We start from the raw sequence: 18876 nt of genomic DNA on the forward strand, positions 1-18876 counted from the left end.
CCAGCGGCCGACGCCACCCCCGAACCCTCCTCCTGGTTCACCACCGACCACGCCCCCTCCACCGAACCGCCCGCCCCTCCCCGCCAGGGCGACTTCCTGCCGATCTTCGCCTCGCTCGAGTCCAGCTGGTTCACCAAACCGTCCCCCACCCCCGACCACCGCACCCCCGGCGCCTCCGCGCGGGCCATGGGGGAGGCGCCGTCCGCCACCGCCCCCGCCTCCACCGGTCCGGGTGCCGCGCCGTCCTCCGAGGGCGCGCAATCCCCCGAGGGCGGGGCGTCCCCAGTGGGCGGGCCGTCCCAGGAGGGTGGGCCATCCCCCGAGGGCGGGGCGTCTCTGGTGGGGGAGGGTTCCGGTGCGCCACGGCTGCCGCGGCGCTCCTCCGTAGGCGGCCCGGCTGCGGTTGAGGGAGGGGGTGCCTCCGGAGCTCCTCGCCTCCCGCAGCGGTCACCGGCCGGGCGGCCGGGTGGCGGGTCTGCGGTCAGCTCGGGACTGTTCGTCAGGGCGGCGGAGGGTGCGCCGTCCGGGGACGCGCCCGCCGCAAGCGGGCCGAGCGACGCGACGTCCCCCGAGGGCGGGCCGGCTTCGGTGGGAACGCCGGATGTGGTGGGGGAGGGGTCCGGTGGGCCGCGGTGGGCGCCCGGGGGTGGCTCGGGTGCGGCTGAGGGTGGGGGCGCCGGTGGTGAGGGAAGGTTGCCGCGCCGGGTGCCCGGCGGTGGGGGTGCCAACGGCTCTGCGGGGGCGTTCGGTGCGGGCGGGGATACGGCCGCCCAGGGGGCGGGGGAGGGTGCGGTGACCCGGGCGGGGCTGCCGCGGAGGACGCCGCGGGCGAACCTGGTGGCGGGGTCGGCGCCGCCGTCGTCGTTGCCGCCGCCCGCGCCTCCCGTGTCGCCGGACCGGTTGCGTACCAGGCTCTCCAGCTACCAGCAGGGCGTCCGCAAGGGCCGGGCCGAGCTTGAGGAGGACGGATGAGGAACCTGAGCCAGGGAGCCAGGGACGTGAACTGGCTGGTCAGCGGTTTCGTCGACGAGGTGCCGGGCGTGGCGCACGCGGTGGTGGTGTCGGCGGACGGCCTGCCGATGGCGTTCTCGCGCGGTTTCCCGCAGGACCGGGCGGACCAGCTGGCGGCGATCGCGGCGGGGCTGGTGAGCCTGACGCAGGGGTCGGCGCGGGTGTTCGAGGGCGGGGAGGTCGTCCAGACGCTGGTGGAGATGGATCGCGGCCTGCTGCTGGTGATGGCGATCAGCGATGGCTCGTGCCTGGCGGTGCTGGCGGCGCCGGACTGTGACATGGGCCTGGTGGCCTATCAGATGACGATCCTGGTCGAGCGTGCCGGGCAGGTGCTGACGCCTGATGTGCGCGCGGAGTTGTCGGCCGCGCGCCCCTGGTGATGGGAGTGGACGTTGGCATCGTGGCATGGCGGGGAGCCGGAGCGCAGTTCGCTGGTGCGGATGTACGCGGTGACGGGCGGCCGGACGGCGCCGCGTGGCGGGCTGGCGATGGAGGCGCTGGTGTCGTCGGCGACGTCGGCGCGGCTGGGCCCGGCCTATACGCGCGAGTACCGGCGGATCAGCGAGCTGTGCCGTCAGGTGCGTTCGGTGGCGGAGATCTCGGCGCTGCTGGCGGTGCCGCTGGGGGTGGCGCGCGTGCTGGTGGCGGACATGGAGGCGGAGGGGCTGGTACGGGTCCACCAGCCGCGGCTCGACGCCGGGTTGCCTGAGCGGAGCCTGCTCGAGCGGGTGCTGGGCGGGCTCCGCCGGCTGTGACCTCGGCGGGCTACTGGGCGGCCCACCAGTAGGCGGCGACGAGCTCGGCGACCAGCGTCTCGGTCAGGAGCGCGACGTCGGGGTCGGTGTCGTGGGTGTAGCGGATGACGGCGGCGGTGTCCTTGACGTCGGCGCCGACGGAGATCACGGTGGAGCCGCGCTGCCGGACCCAGTCCATCGCCTGCTCGTCGTAGCGGGAGCCGGGGTAGAGCAGCGCCCGGTAGTCGAGGGTCTTGGTCAGGTAGACGTCCACGTGCGCCCAGTCGCCGGTCTCGCAGGCGTCGGCGGCGCGGCGCGGGCCTTCGCGGACCATGAGCGCCGACTGCTGGGCCGACGACAGCCGTTCGGCGGGGGCCAGGGCGTAGACGCCGTGGGGGCCGTCGAGGAGTTCGAGCGTCAGGGGCAGCCAGTCGTCGCGGCGGTCGAGCAGGTCGGTGGTGGCCTCGGCGGCGCGGCGTACGAGGGCGGCGACGTCGAGGCCGGAGCCGGTGAGGCGGGATTCGAGCGCGAGGAGGAGTGCCAGCGTGTGCTGGAAGGTGCGGCAGGCGACGCCGCCTTCCTCGGGGCCGGCGAGCAGCGGGACGACCAGGTCGGCGCCGGCGGTGAGCGCGGAGCCGGGGGTGTTGGTGAGGGCGGCGACGGGGGAGGCGCCGCCGGTGTAGCGGGCGAGCGCGTCGAGGGTCTCGCGGCTGCCGCCGGTGGCGGAGATGGGCACGACGAGCGTGCGGGGGTCGGGCGGGTAGGAGGCGGCGGCGGAGGCGTACTCGGCGTGGGCGGAGACGCCGGCGGCGCGCAGGCGCAGGGCGGCGACGTCGGCGGCGTAGCGGGAGCTGCCCATGCCGAGGAACAGCACCCGCTCGATGCCGCCGGGCAGCGCCGCGAACGGGTCGGCGGCGTCGAGCGAGTCGGCGAGCGCGGTGAGCGCGGCGGGTTTGGCCTCCAGGTCGGCCAGGTAGAGCTCGGGGTTCATGGGGTCTCCTCGTGGTACCAGGTGCGCAGCACGCCCATGGGGGCGTAGCGCCATCGGGGCAGGTGGCGGGCCGCGTAGATGAGCTCGCGGCACTCCTGCTCGATCTCGAACGGGCGGATCAGGGTCTCGTCCAGCAGGCCGGCGCGGTCGTGGCGGGCCAGGTGGGCGCGGTAGGCGTCGAGCATGGCGGCGCGGGCGCCGGCGGCCCAGCGGGCGGCGTCGGCGGGCGCGGTGCCGCGGCGCTTGATCGCGACCTGGGCGACGTGCTGGAGGCTGGTGGTGAGCTGGGCGACGTCGCGGGCGGCGGGCTGGTACGGGTCGGCGCCGGTGAGCGTGGGGTTGCCGTCGAAGTCGATGACGGCGTAGCCGTCGCGCCACCGGAGGATCTGGCCGACGTGGAGGTCGCCGTGGACGCGGATCAGCGGGCCGGTGACGGGGCTGTCCAGCGGGGCGAGCTCGGCGCGCAGGCGGTGTGCGTGGCGGGCGAGCCAGTCGCCGTCGTCGCCGGTGGTGAGGCCGAGCGCGTCGCGGAGCGCCGTGCCGGCCCGGCCGGACAGGTCGGCGCCGCTGGGCGGGGCGCCGGGCAGGGTCGCCAGGGCGAGGTGGAGCCCGGCGGCGAGTTCGCCGAGCGCGGGGGCGAACCCGGTGCGCCCGGCGGCGGCCTCGTCGGCGCACCATTCCCACCCGTCGGTGGCTTCCGGCAGGTAGCCGGTCACGAGGGCGAGCAGGAGCTCCCGGTCGCCGTCGGCCCGGGTGAGGGCGGCGTACGGGGGCGCGGTCTGTTTGAAGCCCGCCTCAACGAGGTGGGCGAACACTTCGGGAGTGGGGTGGGGCAGGGGCACGGGCGGGGTGAGCCATTTGACGACGACCTGCTCACCCACGATCACCGAGTAGTTTGTCTGGTCTACGTGTGGTCCGAAGTCGCGTTCGGCTGGGACCCCAGTGTGGAGATCCTCTGGGCTGTGCGAGAAAGTGGGCAGCGGCAGATACCGGCGGACGGCGAAGGGCGGCGGCACGGGGCCGTCCAGCGACGCCAGGAGAGCCGCCGTGAGGCCGCGATCCCGCGCGGTGAGCGGGTTCTCACCGAGAGAGATCAACCGGCTCCATATTGAATCCGAATTCAACAGTTGGACCAAACTTCCAGGTAGCAATGTCCGCCAAAGTCTTGCTCATGTTGATTTCTGCTGCAACACTCCTGCTCTGGTCTGCCGTGTCCAGTTGGTCGCGAGACCCCTCGTACATCGCCATTTCATAAGGAGTAGCGGCCTTGTCCCGTACCCGGTTCACCCGTCGTCTTCCGGCCGCCGTCGCGGTGGCCGGCCTCGCGCTCGCCGCAGCGGCGTGCGGCGGTGAGTCGACCAACAGTGCAGAGACGGCGACCCAGGCGACGGCCGCCGCGCTCAACCCCAACGCCGACCTCACCAAGCAGTCGCTGGCCGTGACCGTGTGGGACGGCTACACCCCTGAAGAGCTTCAGGCCATGGTGAAGAAAGAGCTCAAGATCAAGGAGCTCACGGTCACCCTGCACGAGACCAACGAAGTGGCGATGACGAAGCTCACCGCCGGCGGCGACCACGGGATCGACGTGGCGTTCGTGTCGGGCCAGTACGCCCAGGCGCTCAACGAGCAGGGCCTGCTGGAGCCGATCCACCCCGAGTTGATCCCGAACCTGGCCAACCTCTACCCCGAGGCGACCCAGCTCTCCTACGACAAGGGCAACAAGTACTCCGTCCCCTACACCTGGGGCACCACCGGCATCTGCTACCGCAGCGACCTGGTGAAGAAGAAGCCGACGAGCTGGAACGATCTACTGAAGCCGCCGGCCTGGGCCGACAAGAAGGTCACGCTCATGACCACCGAGCGCTGGCTGGCCCTGCCCGCGCTCAAGTCGCTCGGCTTCTCGGTCAACACCGACAAGGACGAGGAGATCGCCAAGGTCAAGGAGGTGCTGCTCGCGGCCAAGCCGCACCTGCTCGCCTTCGACGACACGACGTTCGGCGACAAGCTGATCAGCGGCGAGGCCCTCATGGTCGAGGCGTGGGACGGCTGGTGCCCGACCACGCACGAGAAGCAGAACATCGAGTTCAAGGTGCCGAAGGAGGGCAGCGACCTCTGGGTGGACACCATGGTGATCATGAAGTCCTCCAAGAACAAGGAGGCCGCGCACGCCTTCATCAACTACATCCTCAACCCCGAGGTGCACCGCTGGGCCGCCGAGAACATCAACTACAAGGTGCCCAACAAGGCCGCCATGGAGAAGGTGAAGATCGCGCCGGGCTCGCTGCTGGGCATCAAGCCCGCCGAGCTGCTCAACGGCGAGTCGATCATCGACCTCGGCCAGGCGTCGACCAAGTTCACGCGCCTGTCCTCTGAGATCACGGCCAGCTAGTTGCGGTGAAGGCTGATATCGAGGCCCGGCCGGTGTCCCCCTCGCGGGGCCGCCGGCTGGGCGCGTTCGTTTTCCTCTCGCCGGGGCTGACCTACCTGATCGTGCTGCTGCTGGTGCCGCTCGCGATGGTGCTCAGCTACACGGTCTTCCAGCGTGGCCGCTTCGGCGGCGTCGTCTACGAGTTCACCACCGAGAACTTCTCCCGCCTGTTCGACCCGCTCTACCTGAGCGTGGTCGTCGAGTCGCTGAAGCTGGCCGGCCTGGCCACGCTGATCGCGTTGCTGGTCGGCTACCCGACCGCCTACCTGATCACGCGGCTGCCGGGCAGGTGGAAGACGGTGGCGCTGGTGATGATCGTCCTGCCGTTCTGGACGAACTTCATCATCCGCGTCTACGCCTGGATCATCCTGCTCAACGGCGAAGGCCTGATCAACAGCGGGCTGGAGGCCATCGGGCTGGGCCCGTACGAGCTGCTCTACAACCAGGGCGCCATCGTCACCGGGCTGGTCTACTCCTACCTGCCGCTGATGGTGCTGCCGCTGTACGCGACGATCGAGAAGCTCGACCCGCAGCTCCGGGAGGCGTCGGCCAACCTGGGCGCGTCCGGGTTCACCACGTTCCGCAAGGTGACGCTGCCGCTGACGCTCCCCGGCGTGATGACCGGCAGCCTGTTCGTGTTCGTGCCGAGCCTGGGCAACTTCGTGATCCCCGAGATGCTGGGCGGCGGCAAGTCGGCGATGGTGGGCAACCTGATCCGCAAGGAGTTCCTGTCGGCGCGCGACTGGCCGTTCGGCTCGACGCTCGCGCTGGCGCTCATCGCGGCGCTGCTCGTGCTGCTCGTCGTGCAGGCCTGGGTGGCGCGCCGTGCGTAGCTCCCGCCTGCTCCACGTCCCGTTCTGGCTCACGTACGTCTTCCTGTACGCGCCGATCGTCGTGCTCGTCGTCATGTCGTTCAACTCGGGCGAGTCCGCCTACACCTACGAGGGGTTCAGCCTCAAGTGGTACGGCGAGCTGGCCAAGGACGAACGGGTGCTGAAGGGCCTGGTCAACACGCTGATCGTGGCGACCGGCGCGACGCTGATCGCGACCGTGCTGGGCACCCTGCTGGCCGTCGGCCTGGCCCGCTACTCCAGGTCGAAGACGCTGGAGGCGCTCTCGCTGATGCCGGCGGTGCTGCCCGACCTGGTGATCGCGATCGGGCTGCTGCTGTTCTTCGGCATGATCCAGCTCACGCTCGGGCGCTACTCGGTGGTGCTCGCGCACGGCCTGTTCGCGATGGCGTTCGTCGCCGCCGTGGTCCGCACCAGGCTCAGCGGCACCGACACCTCGCTGGAGGAGGCCTCGCGCGATCTCGGCGCCGGGCCGGTCACCACGTTCGTAAAGGTGACGCTGCCGCAGCTCGCCCCGGGCATCGTGGCGGGCGCGCTGCTGGCGTTCACGCTGTCGCTGGACGAGTTCGTCATCGCGTTCTTCACGATCGGCAACATGGAGCAGACGCTGCCGATCGTCATCTATTCAATGATCCGTTTCGGGGTGACCCCGGAGATCAATGCGCTGGCCGCGATCCTGCTCCTGGTGAGCTTCACCGCGGTGATCGCGGGGCAGCGCCTGACCAAGATCGGGGAGTCGCGTGCTCAAGATTGACGGGGTCACCCGCAGGTTCGGTGACGTCACCGCGCTCGACGGGGTGTCGCTGGAGATCGGGCAGGGCGAGTTCTTCGCCCTGCTCGGCCCGTCGGGCTGCGGCAAGACGACGCTGCTGCGCATCATCGCCGGCTTCGAGACGCCCGACAGCGGCACCGTGACGCTCGACGGCGAGGACCTGCTGGCCAAGCAGCCCAACCGGCGTCCGATCAGCCTCATGTTCCAGTCCTACGCGCTGTTCCCGCACATGACCGTGGCCAAGAACGTCGCGTACGGGCTGGAGCGGGAGAAGCTGCCCCGCGACGAGATCAAGAAGCGGGTCGGCGAGGTGCTGGAGACGGTGGGCCTGTCGGCGCACGCCGGGCGCAAGCCGCAGCAGCTCTCCGGCGGCCAGCGGCAGCGCGTGGCGCTGGCACGCTCCATCGTCAAGCGGCCCCGGCTGCTGCTGCTGGACGAGCCGCTGTCGGCCCTGGACAAGAAGGTCCGCGCCGACATGCAGCTGGAGCTCAAGCGGCTGCAGAACGAGGTCGGCATCACGTTCGTGGTCGTCACGCACGACCAGGAGGAGGCCATGTCGCTCGCCGACCGCATCGCGGTCTTCGAGAGCGGCAGCGTGCGCCAGGTGGACGCGCCCGTCGCCCTGTACGAGCGGCCGCGCACCAGGTTCGTGGCCGACTTTGTGGGGGCCAACAACCTGTTCGAGGGCACCGTGGGCGGTCCTGAGACGCTGGCGGCGGGGGAGTTCGGCGACCTGCCGGGCACGCCGCTGGGCGAGCTGGAGACCGGCGCCAAGGCGCTGCTCGGCGTCCGGCCGGAGAAGATCAGGCTGGAGGAGAGCGGTGGCCTCAGGGGCGCCGTGCTGGACGTCAGCTTCTACGGCGGTGTCTCGCACATCTCGGTCGACGTGCCGGGGCGGGTCAAGCCGGTGCTGGTCGCCGTGCAGGGCGCCGGCACGGTCCAGCCGGGCGAGGAGGTCTCGCTCAACTGGACGGCCGGCGACGCGGTGATCATCCCGGTGGATCAATGAAGCAGGTCGTTGCCCGTCACCGTGCGCGCGTAGGACAGGATCAGCTCGGCCGCCTCCTCGGGGCCGATGATCGGGTGCCGGGCCGTGATGCGATAGCCGTAGGCGTCCTCCAGCGCCACCAGGTTGCGCGAGATCGACAGCGCGTCGGCCGTCAGCCTGAACACGCCCAGCGCCTGCCCGGTGTCCAGGATCGACTGGTACATCGACACCTGGCGGTCGTACAGCGACGTGAGCAGCACCCCGTAGACGCGGTTGCGCCCGGCGGCCCCGCCCAGCTCGTTGAGGAGCCGCACGTCCGGGTCCAGCGGCCCGGTGGGCAGCCCGGAGCGGATCGTCAGCACCAGCTTGGCGACCGGGTCGGTGAGCGCGGCGATCTGCCGCAGCCGCTGCTCGTAGAAGCGTTCCATGCCCGCGTGCTGCGCCTCGACGAGCAGTTCGCTCAGGTCGGGGTAGTGGTAGAGCACCGCCCCGGAGGTCAGCCCGGCCTCCTCGGCGACGTGCGAGAGCTGCACCCCGTCGATGCCGAAGCGGATGATGGCCCGCCGCGCCGCCTCGATCAGGTCGATGCGCCGGTCAGTACGGCTCTTGCGCTGGGCCATCTTCACCACCTTGCCCTCATGTTCGTCTGTCGTTCAGTAATCCGTGACAATAGTGCCCTGAAGTTGACCAACGCGCTAGATGCGTATTTGAATTCCTCTTCAAATGGCTAGATCCCCCCGGAGTGTGCCCATGTCTCTCACCATTCTGTTCATGCCGGAAAGCGCCTACGGGCCGACCAACAACAGCATCGGCATCGGCGACATTCTGCGCCGTCGTGGCCACCGTGTCGTCTTCGCCGCCGAGTCGTCGTGGAAGGGCAAGCTGGAGGCGCTGGGCTTCGAGGAGGACCTCGTCGACCTGGCCCCGCCGGCTGAAGAGGAGCAGGACGCGGGCCAGTTCTGGAAGGACTTCATCCGCGACACCGCCCCCGAGTACCGCAAGAGCACCCGCGAGCAGCTCGAGACCGTCACCAAGCCCATCTGGGAAGAGCTCATCGAGGGCGCCAAGTACTGCGAGCCGCAGCTCAAGCGCATCATCGAGCGGGTCCAGCCGGACGTCATCGTCGAGGACAACGTGATCACGTTCCCGGCGCTGCTCACGGCCGGCAAGAAGTTCGTCCGCATCGTCTCCTGCAACCCGCTGGAGATGCGCGGGGAGAACATCGCTCCGCTCTTCTCCGGCCTGCCCGCCGCCGACCGCTCCGAATGGGACGACTTCCGCGCCGAGTACGACCGCACCCACCGCGAGCTGTGGACCGCGTTCAACGAGTGGTGCGTCGAGCAGGGCACCGAGCCGCTGCCCGACCTCGACTTCATCCACGAGGGCGACCTGAACCTGTACGTCTATCCGGAGATCCTCGACTACGTGGCCGACCGGCCGCTGGGCGACACCTGGCACCGCCTCGACTCGTCGGTCCGCGAGACCGAGGAGGAGTTCGAGCTGCCGTTCGCGCGCAACGAGGGCTCGCTGGTCTACTTCTCGCTCGGCTCGCTCGGCTCGGCCGACGTGGAGCTCATGCAGCGGGTCATCGACGTGCTCGCCACGACGCCGCACCAGTACATCGTCTCCAAGGGCTCGCTGCACGAGGAGATCAAGCTGGCCGACAACATGTGGGGCGCCGAGTTCGTCCCGCAGACGAAGGTCATCCCGCTGTGTGACCTGGTCATCACCCACGGCGGCAACAACACCACCACCGAGGCGATCCACTTCGGCAAGCCGATGATTCTGCTCCCGCTCTTCTGGGACCAGTACGACAACGCGCAGCGGGTGGCCGAGTTGGGCTATGGTGTCAGGCTTTCGACCTACACGTTCACGGACGAGGAGCTGAAGGGCGCGCTGGAGCGCCTGCTCGGCGACGACGACCTCCGCGCGAGGCTCGCCGCCGCCGGTGCGGAGGTCCGCGAGCGTGACGGTCTGCGCAAGGCCGCCGACCTCATCGAGCAGCTCGGCCAGAAGTAGGTACGGCCCCCCGTACCGAGCAGGGAAAGATATCCATGCGTGAATTGATCAACCCGGCCACCGGTCTCGTGTGCGCCGAGGTTCCCGACAGCTCCGTGGAGGCCGTGGCCGCCGCCGTCCGGCGGGCCAGGGACGCCTACGCCGAGTGGGCGCAGACGACGCCCGCCGAGCGCTCGCGGCTGCTGCTGCGGCTCGCGGATCTGGTGGAGGCCGACGCCGAGGAGCTGACGCGGCTGGAGGTCGAGGAGACGGGCAAGCCGGCGGCCGTGTTCAGGGACGGCGAGCTGCCGTTCGCGGCCGACAACCTGCGCTTCTTCGCCGGGGCCGCCCGCTCGCTCGACGGGACCGGCGCCGGGGTGTTCAGCGCCGGTTACACCTCGGTCCTGCTGCGCCGCCCCGTCGGGGTGGTCGGGTCGATCGCGCCGTGGAACTTCCCGTTCATCATGGCCGTGTGGAAGGTCGGCCCGGCCGTCGCGGCGGGCAACGCGGTGGTGATCAAGCCGGCCCCGCAGACGCCGCGCACGACGCTGCGGCTGGCCGAGCTGTTCGCCAAGGCGGGCGCGCCCGACGGGCTCGTCCAGGTCGTCACCGGCGGCGCGGACGTCGGCCAGGCCCTGGTGACCGACCCGGGCGTGGACATGGTGAGCGTGACCGGCTCGACCGAGACCGGCCGGGCCGTCATGACCGGCGCGGCCCGCACGCTCAAGCGGGTGCACCTGGAGCTCGGCGGCAAGGCGCCCGCGCTCGTCTTCGAGGACGCCGACCTGGCCGAGGCGGCGCGCGGCGTGTCGATGGGCGCCACCTACAACACCGGTCAGGACTGTACGGCGGCTACGCGCGTGTACGTCGCCCGCGAGGTCTACGGTGACGCCGTGGAGGCGTTTCGGGCAACTCTTGCCGAAATCTCGGTGGGCGACCCCTGGGACCCGGCCACCGACATCGGCCCGCTCATCTCCGCCGCGCACCGCGACCGGGTGCACGGCTTCGTCTCCCGATCGGGCGCCCGGGTGCTGCACGGAGGCGCCCCGATCGAAGGCCCCGGCTTCTACTATCCGCCCACGCTTGTGACCGATGTCGCACAGGAGAGCGAGATCGTCCAGGGGGAACTGTTCGGCCCGGTCCTCGTGGTGCTGCCGTTCGACGGCGAGGACGAGGCGGTCCGGCTGGCCAACGACACGCCCTATGGTCTCGCCTCGTCGGTCTGGTCGCGTGACGTGGCCCGCGCGATGCGGGTGTCGCACCGCCTGGACGTGGGCGTGACCTGGGTGAATGATCATCTCCCGATCGCCAGCGAGGCGCCTCACGGCGGCGTCAAGGGCAGCGGCTTCGGCAAGGACATGAGCCAGGAAGCGGTCCAGGAGTACGCGGTGACCCGTCACCTAATGATCAAGCACGCGGCCCCGGTCGAGCGGGACTCGTTCCGTCCGGCCTGAAAAACGTGGACGGCGATAAGTCCTCCAAACGGCACACCTGGGGGACTTTGATGGGATATGTTCGGTTGGCCGATCTGGTACGGGTTGTGTTCCAATTACCCAGCCCGGCAGAATCCCATGCGCCACACGCGTGTCTGATTTTCTTCGAGCACGTTACGGCGAGAGGTTGCGAGAGTCAGTGAGGACGGAAAACCCCAAGCACACGAGGCCGGGGGAGTACACAGGCGGACGGTTCCGGCTGGCCAACTGGCGCGTGCGCTCGCGGCTGGTCGCCCTGATCCTCATCCCCACGGTCGTCGGCGTGCTGCTCGCCGGCCTTCAGCTGGCCAGCGCCATCGGCACCAGCGCTGAGTACCGCCGCCTCACCCAGGTGGCCGAGCTCGTGCAGCGGGTCGGGGCGCTCTCCCACGAGCTGGGCAAGGAGCGCACGCTCACCGCGTGGTACCTGTCCGACGGCCGCCGTGCCGGCCGCCTGGCCCAGCTCCGCACCCAGCGTGGAACGGTCGATTCCGCGCTGAAGAAGGTCCTCGACGCCTCCGCCGCGATCGACGCCTCCCACTCCGCGCGTGTCCGCAGCCAGGTCGAGGAGATCCGCCGCTGGCTCAACGGCCTCGACGGTCTGCGCAAGTCCATGGTCGGCGAGAGCACCCCGCCGCGCGCCACGATCAGCACGCTGTCGACGCTCATCGAGGTCCTGGGCGCGCTCCAGGACGACCTGAGCGAGGGCGTCACCGACGACGCCCTCCAGGGTGACGTCGCCGCCCTGGCCGCCATCCAGCGCGTCAAGGAAGAGGTCTCCCGCCAGCAGGGCATCCTCATCGTGGCCCTGGAGCAGCGCAGCCTCGACAACGACGACCTCTCCGACTTCCTCGGCTCCTGGAACCGCCAGCAGGACGAGCTGGCCCGGTTCGAGCAGGAAGCCGGCGAGCAGGACCTGCGCGCCTACCGGCAGAACGTGCGCGGCCAGCAGATCGACCGCGCCGACGCCATGCGCCAGCGCGCCCTGGCCCAGCTGCGCGAGTACGACACGATCCGGGACCTGGACAACACCACCCGCCAGGACATCAACGTCTGGTACAACAGCACGCTGCTGACCACCAACGCCATGCGCAAGGTCGAGGACGGCCTGGCGACCCGCGTCGTGACCCAGACCCGTGAGCTCAGCGACAGCGAGCAGCGCAACGCCATCATCTCCGGCGCGACCATCCTGGTCCTGCTCCTCCTCGTCCTGGTGATCACCACCCGGGTGGCCGGTTCGCTCGTGCGCCCGCTGCGCCGGCTGCGCGCCGAGGCCCTCCAGGTCGCCACCACGCGGCTGCCGGAGACGGTCCGCGTGCTGCGCGAGTCCGGCGACAGCGCCGAGGTGCCCGACGTGCCGTCGGTCGGCGTCAACACCCGAGACGAGATCGGGGAAGTGGCCCGGGCCTTCGACGAGGTCCACCGCGAGGCGATCCGGCTGGCCGGCGACGAGGCCAAGCTGCGCGCCAACGTCAACGCCATGTTCGTCAACCTCTCGCGCCGCAGCCAGACGCTGGTCGAACGGCAGCTCCAGCTCATCGAGGGCCTGGAGCAGGGCGAGGAGGACGAGAACCGGCTCGCCAACCTGTTCCGCCTGGACCACCTGGCCACCCGCATGCGCCGCAACAGCGAGAACCTGCTGGTTCTGGCCGGCCAGGAGGCCGCGCGCAAGTGGAGCGAGCCGGTCCCGCTCGTCGACGTCGCCCGCGCCTCGCTGTCGGAGGTCGAGGGCTACGAGCGGGTCCAGATCCAGATCCCGTCCAGCACCCAGGTCGCCGGCCCGGCCGTCACCGACGCCGTCCACCTGCTGGCCGAGCTGATCGAGAACGCCATCTCGTTCTCCCCCCGCGAGAGCAAGGTCCAGGTCACCAGCAACCCCACCGAGGGCGGCGTGCTCGTGACGATCAACGACCTGGGCATCGGCATGAGCCCCGAGGAGCTGGCCGAGGCCAACTGGCGCCTGGCCAACCCGCCGGTCGTGGACGTCGCCGTCTCGCGCCGCATGGGCCTGTTCGTGGTCGGCCGCCTGGCCCTGCGCCACGGTATCCGCGTCCAGCTCAAGATGCGCGAGCGCAACGGCCTGACCGCCCTGGTGCTGCTGCCCGACATGCTGCTCGTCGGCTCCCAGCCCGCCGGCGGCCCGCAGCCGCGCTCCCAGTACGACGCGTTCACCAGCTTCGACCCCGGCATGCTCGAGTCGGGCCAGTTCGACGCCGGCCAGCCGGTCGCGGCGAGCAACGGCACCGGCGTCTACGCCGCGCCGGCCGGCTTCGAGACCACCGACGTGCGCGGCACGCGCGACGTGCCGGTGGACACCGAGTGGCCCGGATCGCTGCCCGCGCCGGGCGGCGGCGGTGAGGCGTGGCCGTCGTTCGGCGAGCCGCCCGCGCAGGAGACCCGGCAGGACCAGCCCTGGCCGTCCTTCGCCGAGCAGCCCCCGCCGGCCCCGGCGCAGGCTCCGCAGGTGCCCGCGCAGCAGCAGGAGGAGCCGCGCTGGCCGTCGTTCGCGACCGAGCCGCCCCCGATGAAGGAGGAGCCGCGCTGGTCCTCGTTCGCCGAGGAGCCGCCGGCGGCGAAGGAGGAGCCGCGCTGGCCGTCCTTCGCCGAGGAGCCGCCGCCCCTCCAGCAGGACGAGCCGCGCTGGCCGTCGTTCGCGACCGAGCCTCCCGCGATGAAGCAGGACCCCCAGCAGGACGAGAGCCGCTGGACGTCCTTCGCCGACCCGCTCCCGCGCCGCGACCCCCTCGGCGACGAGCTGCCCCGCCGCGACTCGTTCGGCGAGGACCTGCCGCGCCGCGAGGACCTGCCGCGCCGCGAGGAGCTGCCGCGCCGCGACGCCGCCTTCGGGGCCGAGCCCGGCAGGTCCGCGTTCGGGGACGACGACCGGCCCTGGCCGTCGTTCGCCGAGGGCCCCAAGCCCGGCGACGCCGGCTACAACCCGTTCGGTCCCGGCGACTACTCCTCCCAGGACCTGACCGGCCCGCTTCCCGTGGTGCGCAGCTCGCCCATGGAGGAGCAGAGCGAGGAGTTCCTGCCGATCTTCTCCTCGGTGGGCTCCGACTGGTTCCGCCGGCCCGACCCCTCGGAGCCGGCCGCGCCCGCCGAGGCGGCCGAGCCGGAGTCCCCGGCGCCCGCGCCCCTGGCCGCCGAGCCCGCCGCGCCGTCGGCGCCGTCAGCGTCCGCTGGAAGGTCGGCGCTGCCGCAGCGCCGGCCGGGCCAGTCGGGCGCCGGCGCCTCATGGTCCTCTCCCGCTGACAGCGGCTGGCAGGCCGCCGAGGCGGCGGCCAAGCCCGCCCAGGCCGGCACCACCGCATCCGGCCTGCCGCGCCGCGTGCCCAAGGCCAACCTGGTGCCGGGCACGGCCAGCCTCGCGGAACCGCCGGTCACCTCACCGGCGCCGCAGATCTCTCCTGAGCGCCTGCGGAGCCGGCTGTCCAGCTTCCAGCAAGGTGTACGGCAAGGCCGCGCGTTCACTCGCGGAGAAGAGAATGAGGAGGAGAAATGAGAGAGCTGAGCCAGGGAGCGCGTGGCATCAACTGGCTGATCACTGATTTCGTCAACAACGTGCCCGGTGTCGCGCACACCGTGGTGGTGTCGTCCGACGGCCTTCCGCTGGCCTTCTCCGAGGGGTTCCCCAAGGACCGGGCCGACCAGCTCGCCGCGGTGGCCTCGGGCGTGATCAGCTTGACCCAGGGCGCGGCGCGCGTGTTCGAGGGCGGGATGGTGACCCAGACCGTCATCGAGATGCAGCGCGGGCTGTTGATGATCATGTCGATCAGCGACGGCTCGTGCCTGGCCGTGCTGGCCGCGCCCGACTGTGACATGGGCCTGGTGGCCTACCAGATGACGCTGCTGGTCGAGCGTGCCGGGCAGGTGCTCACGCCGGCCGTACGCGCAGAACTGCAGGCGGCCCGCCCCCGCTAGACGGGCGGTGACAGGAGATCATGGTGTCAGGTCAGGGTTGGGCTGGTGATAGCACTCCGCCGCATCCGTCGGCTCCTCGTGCGCCGAAATCAAGTTCCCTGGTACGGCCTTACGCCGTGACCGGGGGGCGTACGGCCCCGCGGATGAAGTTCGCCATGGAGGCGCTGGTGTCCTCCGTGACGTCCGAATACCAAGACATTTCCCTACTAAGTCCGGAATATCAGGCGATCATCCAACTGACGCGGAACGTTCGGTCGGTTGCTGAGATCTCCGCCCTTTTACGGCAGCCTCTCGGGGTGGTCCGGGTGCTGATCGCCGACATGGCGTCGGAAGGCCTGATCCGCGTGCACCAGCCTGCTCTGGACGCGGGCAAGCCGGACCTCAACCTGCTCGAAAGGGTGCTCAGTGGACTTCGCAGGCTCTAGCCCCGGCCTAACCTCGACGAAGATCGTCGTGGCCGGCGGCTTCGGCGTGGGCAAGACGACGTTCGTGAAGGCGGTGTCCGAGATCCTGCCGCTCACCACGGAGGCGGTGATGACGGACGCGTCGGCCGGAGTGGACGACGTCTCGCTCACGCCGAACAAGACGACGACGACCGTGGCCATGGACTTCGGCCGGGTGTCGCTGGACAGGGAGCTGATCCTCTACCTGTTCGGCACGCCAGGACAGCACCGGTTCTGGTTCATGTGGGACGACCTCGTACGCGGCGCCATCGGGGCCGTCGTGCTGGTCGACACCCGCCGGCTGGCCGACAGCTTCCCGGCCATCGACTACTTCGAAGAGGCGAAGCTGCCGTTCATCATCGGGATCAACGGCTGGGACGGGCAGTTCGCGCACGCGGAGGAGGAGGTGCGTGAGGCGCTCTCGCTGGGCGGCCACACGCCCATCGTCCGCCTGGACGCCCGCTCCCGCGACTCGGTCAAGGCCACGCTGATCACGCTGGTCGAGCACGCGCTGGCCCGCCACATGCACGCCCCGGCCTGACCGTCGCAGTCCCGCCCGCCGTGCCGCCAGACCTCAGGTCCGGCGGCACGCGGCGTCATCGGGCCCTTTCGGGTCAGTACACCCTCTCAGTGGGTGAGGGAGTGGCCGCGGACCAGGCGGCCGACCTCGGCGCGCAGGTGCACGAAGTCGTGGTGCTCGCGCGTGGAGATCTGGTCGCGGGGCTCGGGCAGCTCGACCTTGAGGTCGCCCACCACGTGCGCGGGCGCCTTGGACAGCACCACCACGCGGTCGCCCACGTAGACGCTCTCGTCGATGTCGTGCGTGATGAGCACGATCGTCATCTGGTGGTGGCTGCGCACCTTCAGCACGAGGTCCTCAAGGTCCTCGCGGGTCTGCGCGTCGACCGACCCGAACGGCTCGTCCATCAGCATCAGCTTCGGCCGGTACGCCAGCGCGCGGGCGATCGCCACCCGCTGCTGCATGCCGCCCGAAAGCTGGAACGGGTATTTGCGCCCGGCCTCGGACAGGCCGACCGACTCCAGTGCCTCCTGCGCGGCCTCGCGGCGCGCCTTCTTGTCCATGCCCTTGCGCCGCAACGGCAGCGCCACATTGTCGGCCACCGACATCCACGGAAACAGCGAACGGCTGTAATCCTGGAAAACCACGGCCAGATTGTCGGGCGTCTGCTTCACCAGCACGCCGTCGACCTTGATCTGCCCGCCGGTGGGGGTGATGAGCCCGGCGATGGACCGCAGCAGCGTGGACTTCCCGCATCCTGACGGCCCGACGATGCACAGCAGCTCGCCCTCGGCCACGCTGAGGTTGAGCCCGTCGATGGCGTGGTGCTCGTTCGGTCCGCCGCCACCGTAGACGTGGGTGAGGTTGTCTATCTCGAGCAAGGGATTTCCTAGGGATGGGTCCAGAGATAACACGGCGACTCTATCGAAGGGGACATTCCTTGCACATGGTAAGGAAGAGGTGCTCTGCCCCATTTCTTCTGTTTATTGCTCTCATCTGTCTGTAGTGTGAAGGACCTGATGGACGGCTTCAGCGAGGCGGAGCTCGCTTACCTGCGCGAACACGACCTGGCGAGGCTGGCGACGGCCACGGCCGCCGGGGCGCCCCACGTCGTACCCGTCCGCATCCACCTCGGCGTCCAGCTCGGAGGCGACCGCGCGGGCGGCAACGGGTCCCCGGACGGCGAACGGCCCCTGGTGATCGGCGTCGGCTCGCTGCGGCTGCCCGGCGGCCCCCGCCACCGCCTCTACCGGCAGCACGTCGAGGAGAACGACCAGCTCGCGCTCGTCGTCGACGACTTCACCCCCGACGGGCCGCGCGGCGTCGCCGTCCACGGCATCGGCCGCGTCCACCCCGACGGCGGCGACCGGCTCGACAACCGCTTCGAGCCGGTCTGGCTCGCGATCGTGCCCACCTGGATCTCCTCCTGGGGGATCGACACGCCGCCCATGGACCCGCCCCACAGCCGCCACGTCAGGTCTCCAGCCGCCGCTCGTGATGGTGCCAGGCCAGCACCCGCCGCTCCACGAGCAGGAACAACTCGTTGAGCAGATAGCCGAGAACGCCGAGCAGCACGATGCCCGCCCACATCGCCGGCAGGTTGAACGAGGAGTAGGCCACGGTGAGCTGGAAACCGATGCCGTTCGTGGTGCCCGGCAGCAGCTCCGCGAACACGGTCACGATCAGCGACAGCGACAGGGCCAGCCGCAGCCCGGCGAAGATCTTCGGCAGCGCCGACGGCAGCACGATCCGGAAGACCCGCTCGGCCCGCGACAGCCGGAACGCCTGCCCCGTGTCCAGATGCAGCGGCTCCACCGAACGCGCCCCGTCGGCCGTGTTGAGCAGCACCGGCCACACGATGCTGAACATGATGAACGCGAGCTGCATCTTCAGCCCGAACCCGAACACCACCAGGAACACCGTCACCAACGCCGGCGGCGGGATCGCCCGCAGGAACTGCAGCACGCCGTCGAGATAGTCGTACACCCGCGCCGACAGGCCCAGCGCCAGCCCGAGCGCCACCCCGGCCGCCGCCCCGCCCGCCAGCCCACCGGCCATCCGGCCCAGGCTCGGCAGCACGTTCTCCACGGCCAGCTCGGTCAGGAACAACCGGTCGGGCGGGCCGGAGAACCACATGGCGTGCATCCGCGTCGCGATCGTCGACGGCGGCGGGAAGAACGCGCTGCCGGCCGTCCGCGTGGCCCACTCCCACACGGCCACCAGCACCACGAGCAGCAGCCACCGGGAAGCCACCACCTGCCAGACCCGCCCCGCCACCCCCAAGCGACCGCGCCGCCGCCCCTCTCGTCCTGTCCGCCTGCCCCCGCCGCTCGCGGGTCCGTCGCACTCGCGCGGCCCGGCACCCGGCTGGGTACGGCCATGCCGCCCGCCGGTGGGGTCGCCCCCGGCTCCGTTGCGTCCGCCACCGGGCGGCCCGCTCGCGGGTCCGTCGACCTCGCGCGGCCCGCCTCCGGGCTGGGTGCGGCCATGCCGCCCGCCAGCCCGGCCTACGTCGGCTTGACCCCCGTCGGGCCGGCCGCGTCCGCCGTCGGGCGGCCCGACCGGGGGCCCGTCGCCCTCGCGCGGTCCGGCCTCGGGATGCCGCCCGCTGGTGGGGTCGCCACCGGCGCGCCTGCTTCCGCCGTTGCCAGCGCCGTTTGCGGGCTCGGTGCCCTCGCGTTGCCCGCTGCCAGGACGGGCGGGGGCCTGGCGTCCGCCTGCGTCGGGGGCGGGGTCGGGGGTGG

19 protein-coding genes are annotated in these 18876 nt (G+C 70.9%); 14 read left to right on the forward strand and 5 right to left on the reverse strand.

What is annotated here, in order from left to right; translation table 11 throughout:
* Positions 1–792: 792 nt before the first annotated feature.
* The 3 genes from KME80_RS45775 to KME80_RS45785 are packed head-to-tail and all read left to right on the forward strand — an operon-like array spanning position 793 to position 1766.
* A complete protein-coding gene (locus tag KME80_RS45775) occupies positions 793–972 on the forward strand; it encodes a hypothetical protein (protein ID WP_219518100.1) in 180 nt (59 codons plus the stop codon).
* Positions 969–1391 carry a roadblock/LC7 domain-containing protein gene (locus KME80_RS45780; RefSeq protein WP_219518102.1) on the forward strand — a complete coding sequence of 141 codons (423 nt, stop codon included), beginning with the start codon at positions 969–971 and terminating at the stop codon, positions 1389–1391. Before KME80_RS45775 ends, KME80_RS45780 begins: the two co-directional genes overlap by 4 nt.
* Before the next feature lie 12 nt (positions 1392–1403).
* A complete protein-coding gene (locus KME80_RS45785) occupies positions 1404–1766 on the forward strand; it encodes a DUF742 domain-containing protein (RefSeq protein ID WP_219518104.1) in 363 nt (120 codons plus the stop codon).
* Positions 1767–1776: 10 nt separating this feature from the next.
* On the opposite strand, the gene KME80_RS45790 is transcribed toward KME80_RS45785, so the two are convergent.
* Positions 1777–2736 carry an SIS domain-containing protein gene (locus KME80_RS45790; RefSeq protein ID WP_219518105.1) on the reverse strand — a complete coding sequence of 320 codons (960 nt, stop codon included), beginning with the start codon at positions 2734–2736 and terminating at the stop codon, positions 1777–1779.
* Positions 2733–3623, reverse strand: coding sequence for a hypothetical protein (locus KME80_RS45795; protein WP_219518108.1), 891 nt, complete (start codon positions 3621–3623; stop codon positions 2733–2735). Before KME80_RS45795 ends, KME80_RS45790 begins: the two co-directional genes overlap by 4 nt.
* A gap of 380 nt (positions 3624–4003) precedes the next feature.
* Between KME80_RS45795 and KME80_RS45800 the strand changes: the two genes are divergently transcribed.
* From KME80_RS45800 to KME80_RS53065, 4 genes are read left to right on the forward strand one after another with little or no spacing between them, the layout of a single operon-like run.
* Positions 4004–5125 (forward strand): polyamine ABC transporter substrate-binding protein, encoded by a 1122-nt coding sequence (locus tag KME80_RS45800; protein ID WP_219518110.1) that lies wholly within the window; start codon positions 4004–4006, stop codon positions 5123–5125.
* Positions 5126–5130: 5 nt separating this feature from the next.
* Entirely contained in the window at positions 5131–5997 is an 867-nt protein-coding gene (locus KME80_RS45805) for an ABC transporter permease (protein WP_308126209.1), read from the forward strand.
* Complete coding sequence (locus KME80_RS45810) at positions 5990–6769, forward strand: ABC transporter permease (protein ID WP_219518111.1); 780 nt, start codon at positions 5990–5992, stop codon at positions 6767–6769. The genes KME80_RS45805 and KME80_RS45810 overlap by 8 nt, the downstream gene beginning before the upstream one ends.
* A complete protein-coding gene (locus KME80_RS53065) occupies positions 6756–7796 on the forward strand; it encodes an ABC transporter ATP-binding protein (protein ID WP_219518114.1) in 1041 nt (346 codons plus the stop codon). Before KME80_RS45810 ends, KME80_RS53065 begins: the two co-directional genes overlap by 14 nt.
* On the opposite strand, the gene KME80_RS45820 is transcribed toward KME80_RS53065, so the two are convergent.
* Complete coding sequence (locus tag KME80_RS45820; RefSeq protein ID WP_219518116.1) at positions 7790–8395, reverse strand: TetR/AcrR family transcriptional regulator; 606 nt, start codon at positions 8393–8395, stop codon at positions 7790–7792. The genes KME80_RS53065 and KME80_RS45820 overlap by 7 nt on opposite strands.
* Positions 8396–8525: 130 nt before the next feature.
* Here KME80_RS45820 and KME80_RS45825 point away from each other — a divergent pair, with 130 nt between their 5' ends.
* From KME80_RS45825 to KME80_RS45850, 6 genes are all read left to right on the forward strand, one after another.
* The gene (locus tag KME80_RS45825; protein ID WP_219518118.1) at positions 8526–9794 is read left to right on the forward strand and encodes a glycosyltransferase; all 1269 of its coding nucleotides are present in this window, start codon (positions 8526–8528) and stop codon (positions 9792–9794) included.
* A 29-nt stretch (positions 9795–9823) separates the two neighbouring features.
* The gene (locus KME80_RS45830) at positions 9824–11227 is read left to right on the forward strand and encodes an aminobutyraldehyde dehydrogenase (protein WP_308126211.1); all 1404 of its coding nucleotides are present in this window, start codon (positions 9824–9826) and stop codon (positions 11225–11227) included.
* Positions 11228–11405: 178 nt separating this feature from the next.
* A complete protein-coding gene (locus KME80_RS45835) occupies positions 11406–14750 on the forward strand; it encodes a nitrate- and nitrite sensing domain-containing protein (RefSeq protein ID WP_219518120.1) in 3345 nt (1114 codons plus the stop codon).
* A complete protein-coding gene (locus tag KME80_RS45840; protein ID WP_049565005.1) occupies positions 14747–15169 on the forward strand; it encodes a roadblock/LC7 domain-containing protein in 423 nt (140 codons plus the stop codon). The genes KME80_RS45835 and KME80_RS45840 overlap by 4 nt, the downstream gene beginning before the upstream one ends.
* A 20-nt stretch (positions 15170–15189) precedes the next feature.
* Positions 15190–15594 carry a DUF742 domain-containing protein gene (locus KME80_RS45845; protein ID WP_246646842.1) on the forward strand — a complete coding sequence of 135 codons (405 nt, stop codon included), beginning with the start codon at positions 15190–15192 and terminating at the stop codon, positions 15592–15594.
* On the forward strand, positions 15575–16153 hold the full coding sequence (locus tag KME80_RS45850) for a GTP-binding protein (RefSeq protein WP_219518121.1): 579 nt from the start codon (positions 15575–15577) through the stop codon (positions 16151–16153). The genes KME80_RS45845 and KME80_RS45850 overlap by 20 nt, the downstream gene beginning before the upstream one ends.
* Before the next feature lie 86 nt (positions 16154–16239).
* Here the strand turns inward: KME80_RS45850 and KME80_RS45855 are convergent, their stop codons facing one another.
* A complete protein-coding gene (locus KME80_RS45855; RefSeq protein WP_219518122.1) occupies positions 16240–17013 on the reverse strand; it encodes an ABC transporter ATP-binding protein in 774 nt (257 codons plus the stop codon).
* 138 nt (positions 17014–17151) lie between these two features.
* On the opposite strand from KME80_RS45855, the gene KME80_RS45860 reads away from it, so the two are divergent.
* On the forward strand, positions 17152–17679 hold the full coding sequence (locus tag KME80_RS45860) for a PNPOx family protein (protein ID WP_219518123.1): 528 nt from the start codon (positions 17152–17154) through the stop codon (positions 17677–17679).
* Here KME80_RS45860 and KME80_RS45865 read toward each other — a convergent pair.
* Positions 17606–18388, reverse strand: coding sequence for an ABC transporter permease (locus KME80_RS45865; RefSeq protein ID WP_308126210.1), 783 nt, complete (start codon positions 18386–18388; stop codon positions 17606–17608). The genes KME80_RS45860 and KME80_RS45865 overlap by 74 nt on opposite strands.
* Between the last annotated feature and the right edge of the window lie 488 nt (positions 18389–18876).

Source organism: Nonomuraea ceibae (genome assembly GCF_019396325.1).
Taxonomy (GTDB): Bacteria; Actinomycetota; Actinomycetes; order Streptosporangiales; family Streptosporangiaceae; genus Nonomuraea; species Nonomuraea ceibae.

Excerpts from the sequence above, each read along its gene's own strand:
- KME80_RS45780 (WP_219518102.1), top strand. The coding sequence starts at position 969 with ATGAGGAACCTGAGCCAGGGAGCCAGGGACGTGAACTGGCTGGTCAGC.
- KME80_RS45825 (WP_219518118.1), top strand. The coding sequence starts at position 8,526 with ATGTCTCTCACCATTCTGTTCATGCCGGAAAGCGCCTACGGGCCGACC.
- KME80_RS45820 (WP_219518116.1), bottom strand. The coding sequence starts at position 8,395 with ATGGCCCAGCGCAAGAGCCGTACTGACCGGCGCATCGACCTGATCGAG.
- KME80_RS45860 (WP_219518123.1), top strand. The coding sequence starts at position 17,152 with ATGGACGGCTTCAGCGAGGCGGAGCTCGCTTACCTGCGCGAACACGAC.
- KME80_RS45790 (WP_219518105.1), bottom strand. The coding sequence starts at position 2,736 with ATGAACCCCGAGCTCTACCTGGCCGACCTGGAGGCCAAACCCGCCGCG.
- KME80_RS45845 (WP_246646842.1), top strand. The coding sequence starts at position 15,190 with ATGGTGTCAGGTCAGGGTTGGGCTGGTGATAGCACTCCGCCGCATCCG.
- KME80_RS45840 (WP_049565005.1), top strand. The coding sequence starts at position 14,747 with ATGAGAGAGCTGAGCCAGGGAGCGCGTGGCATCAACTGGCTGATCACT.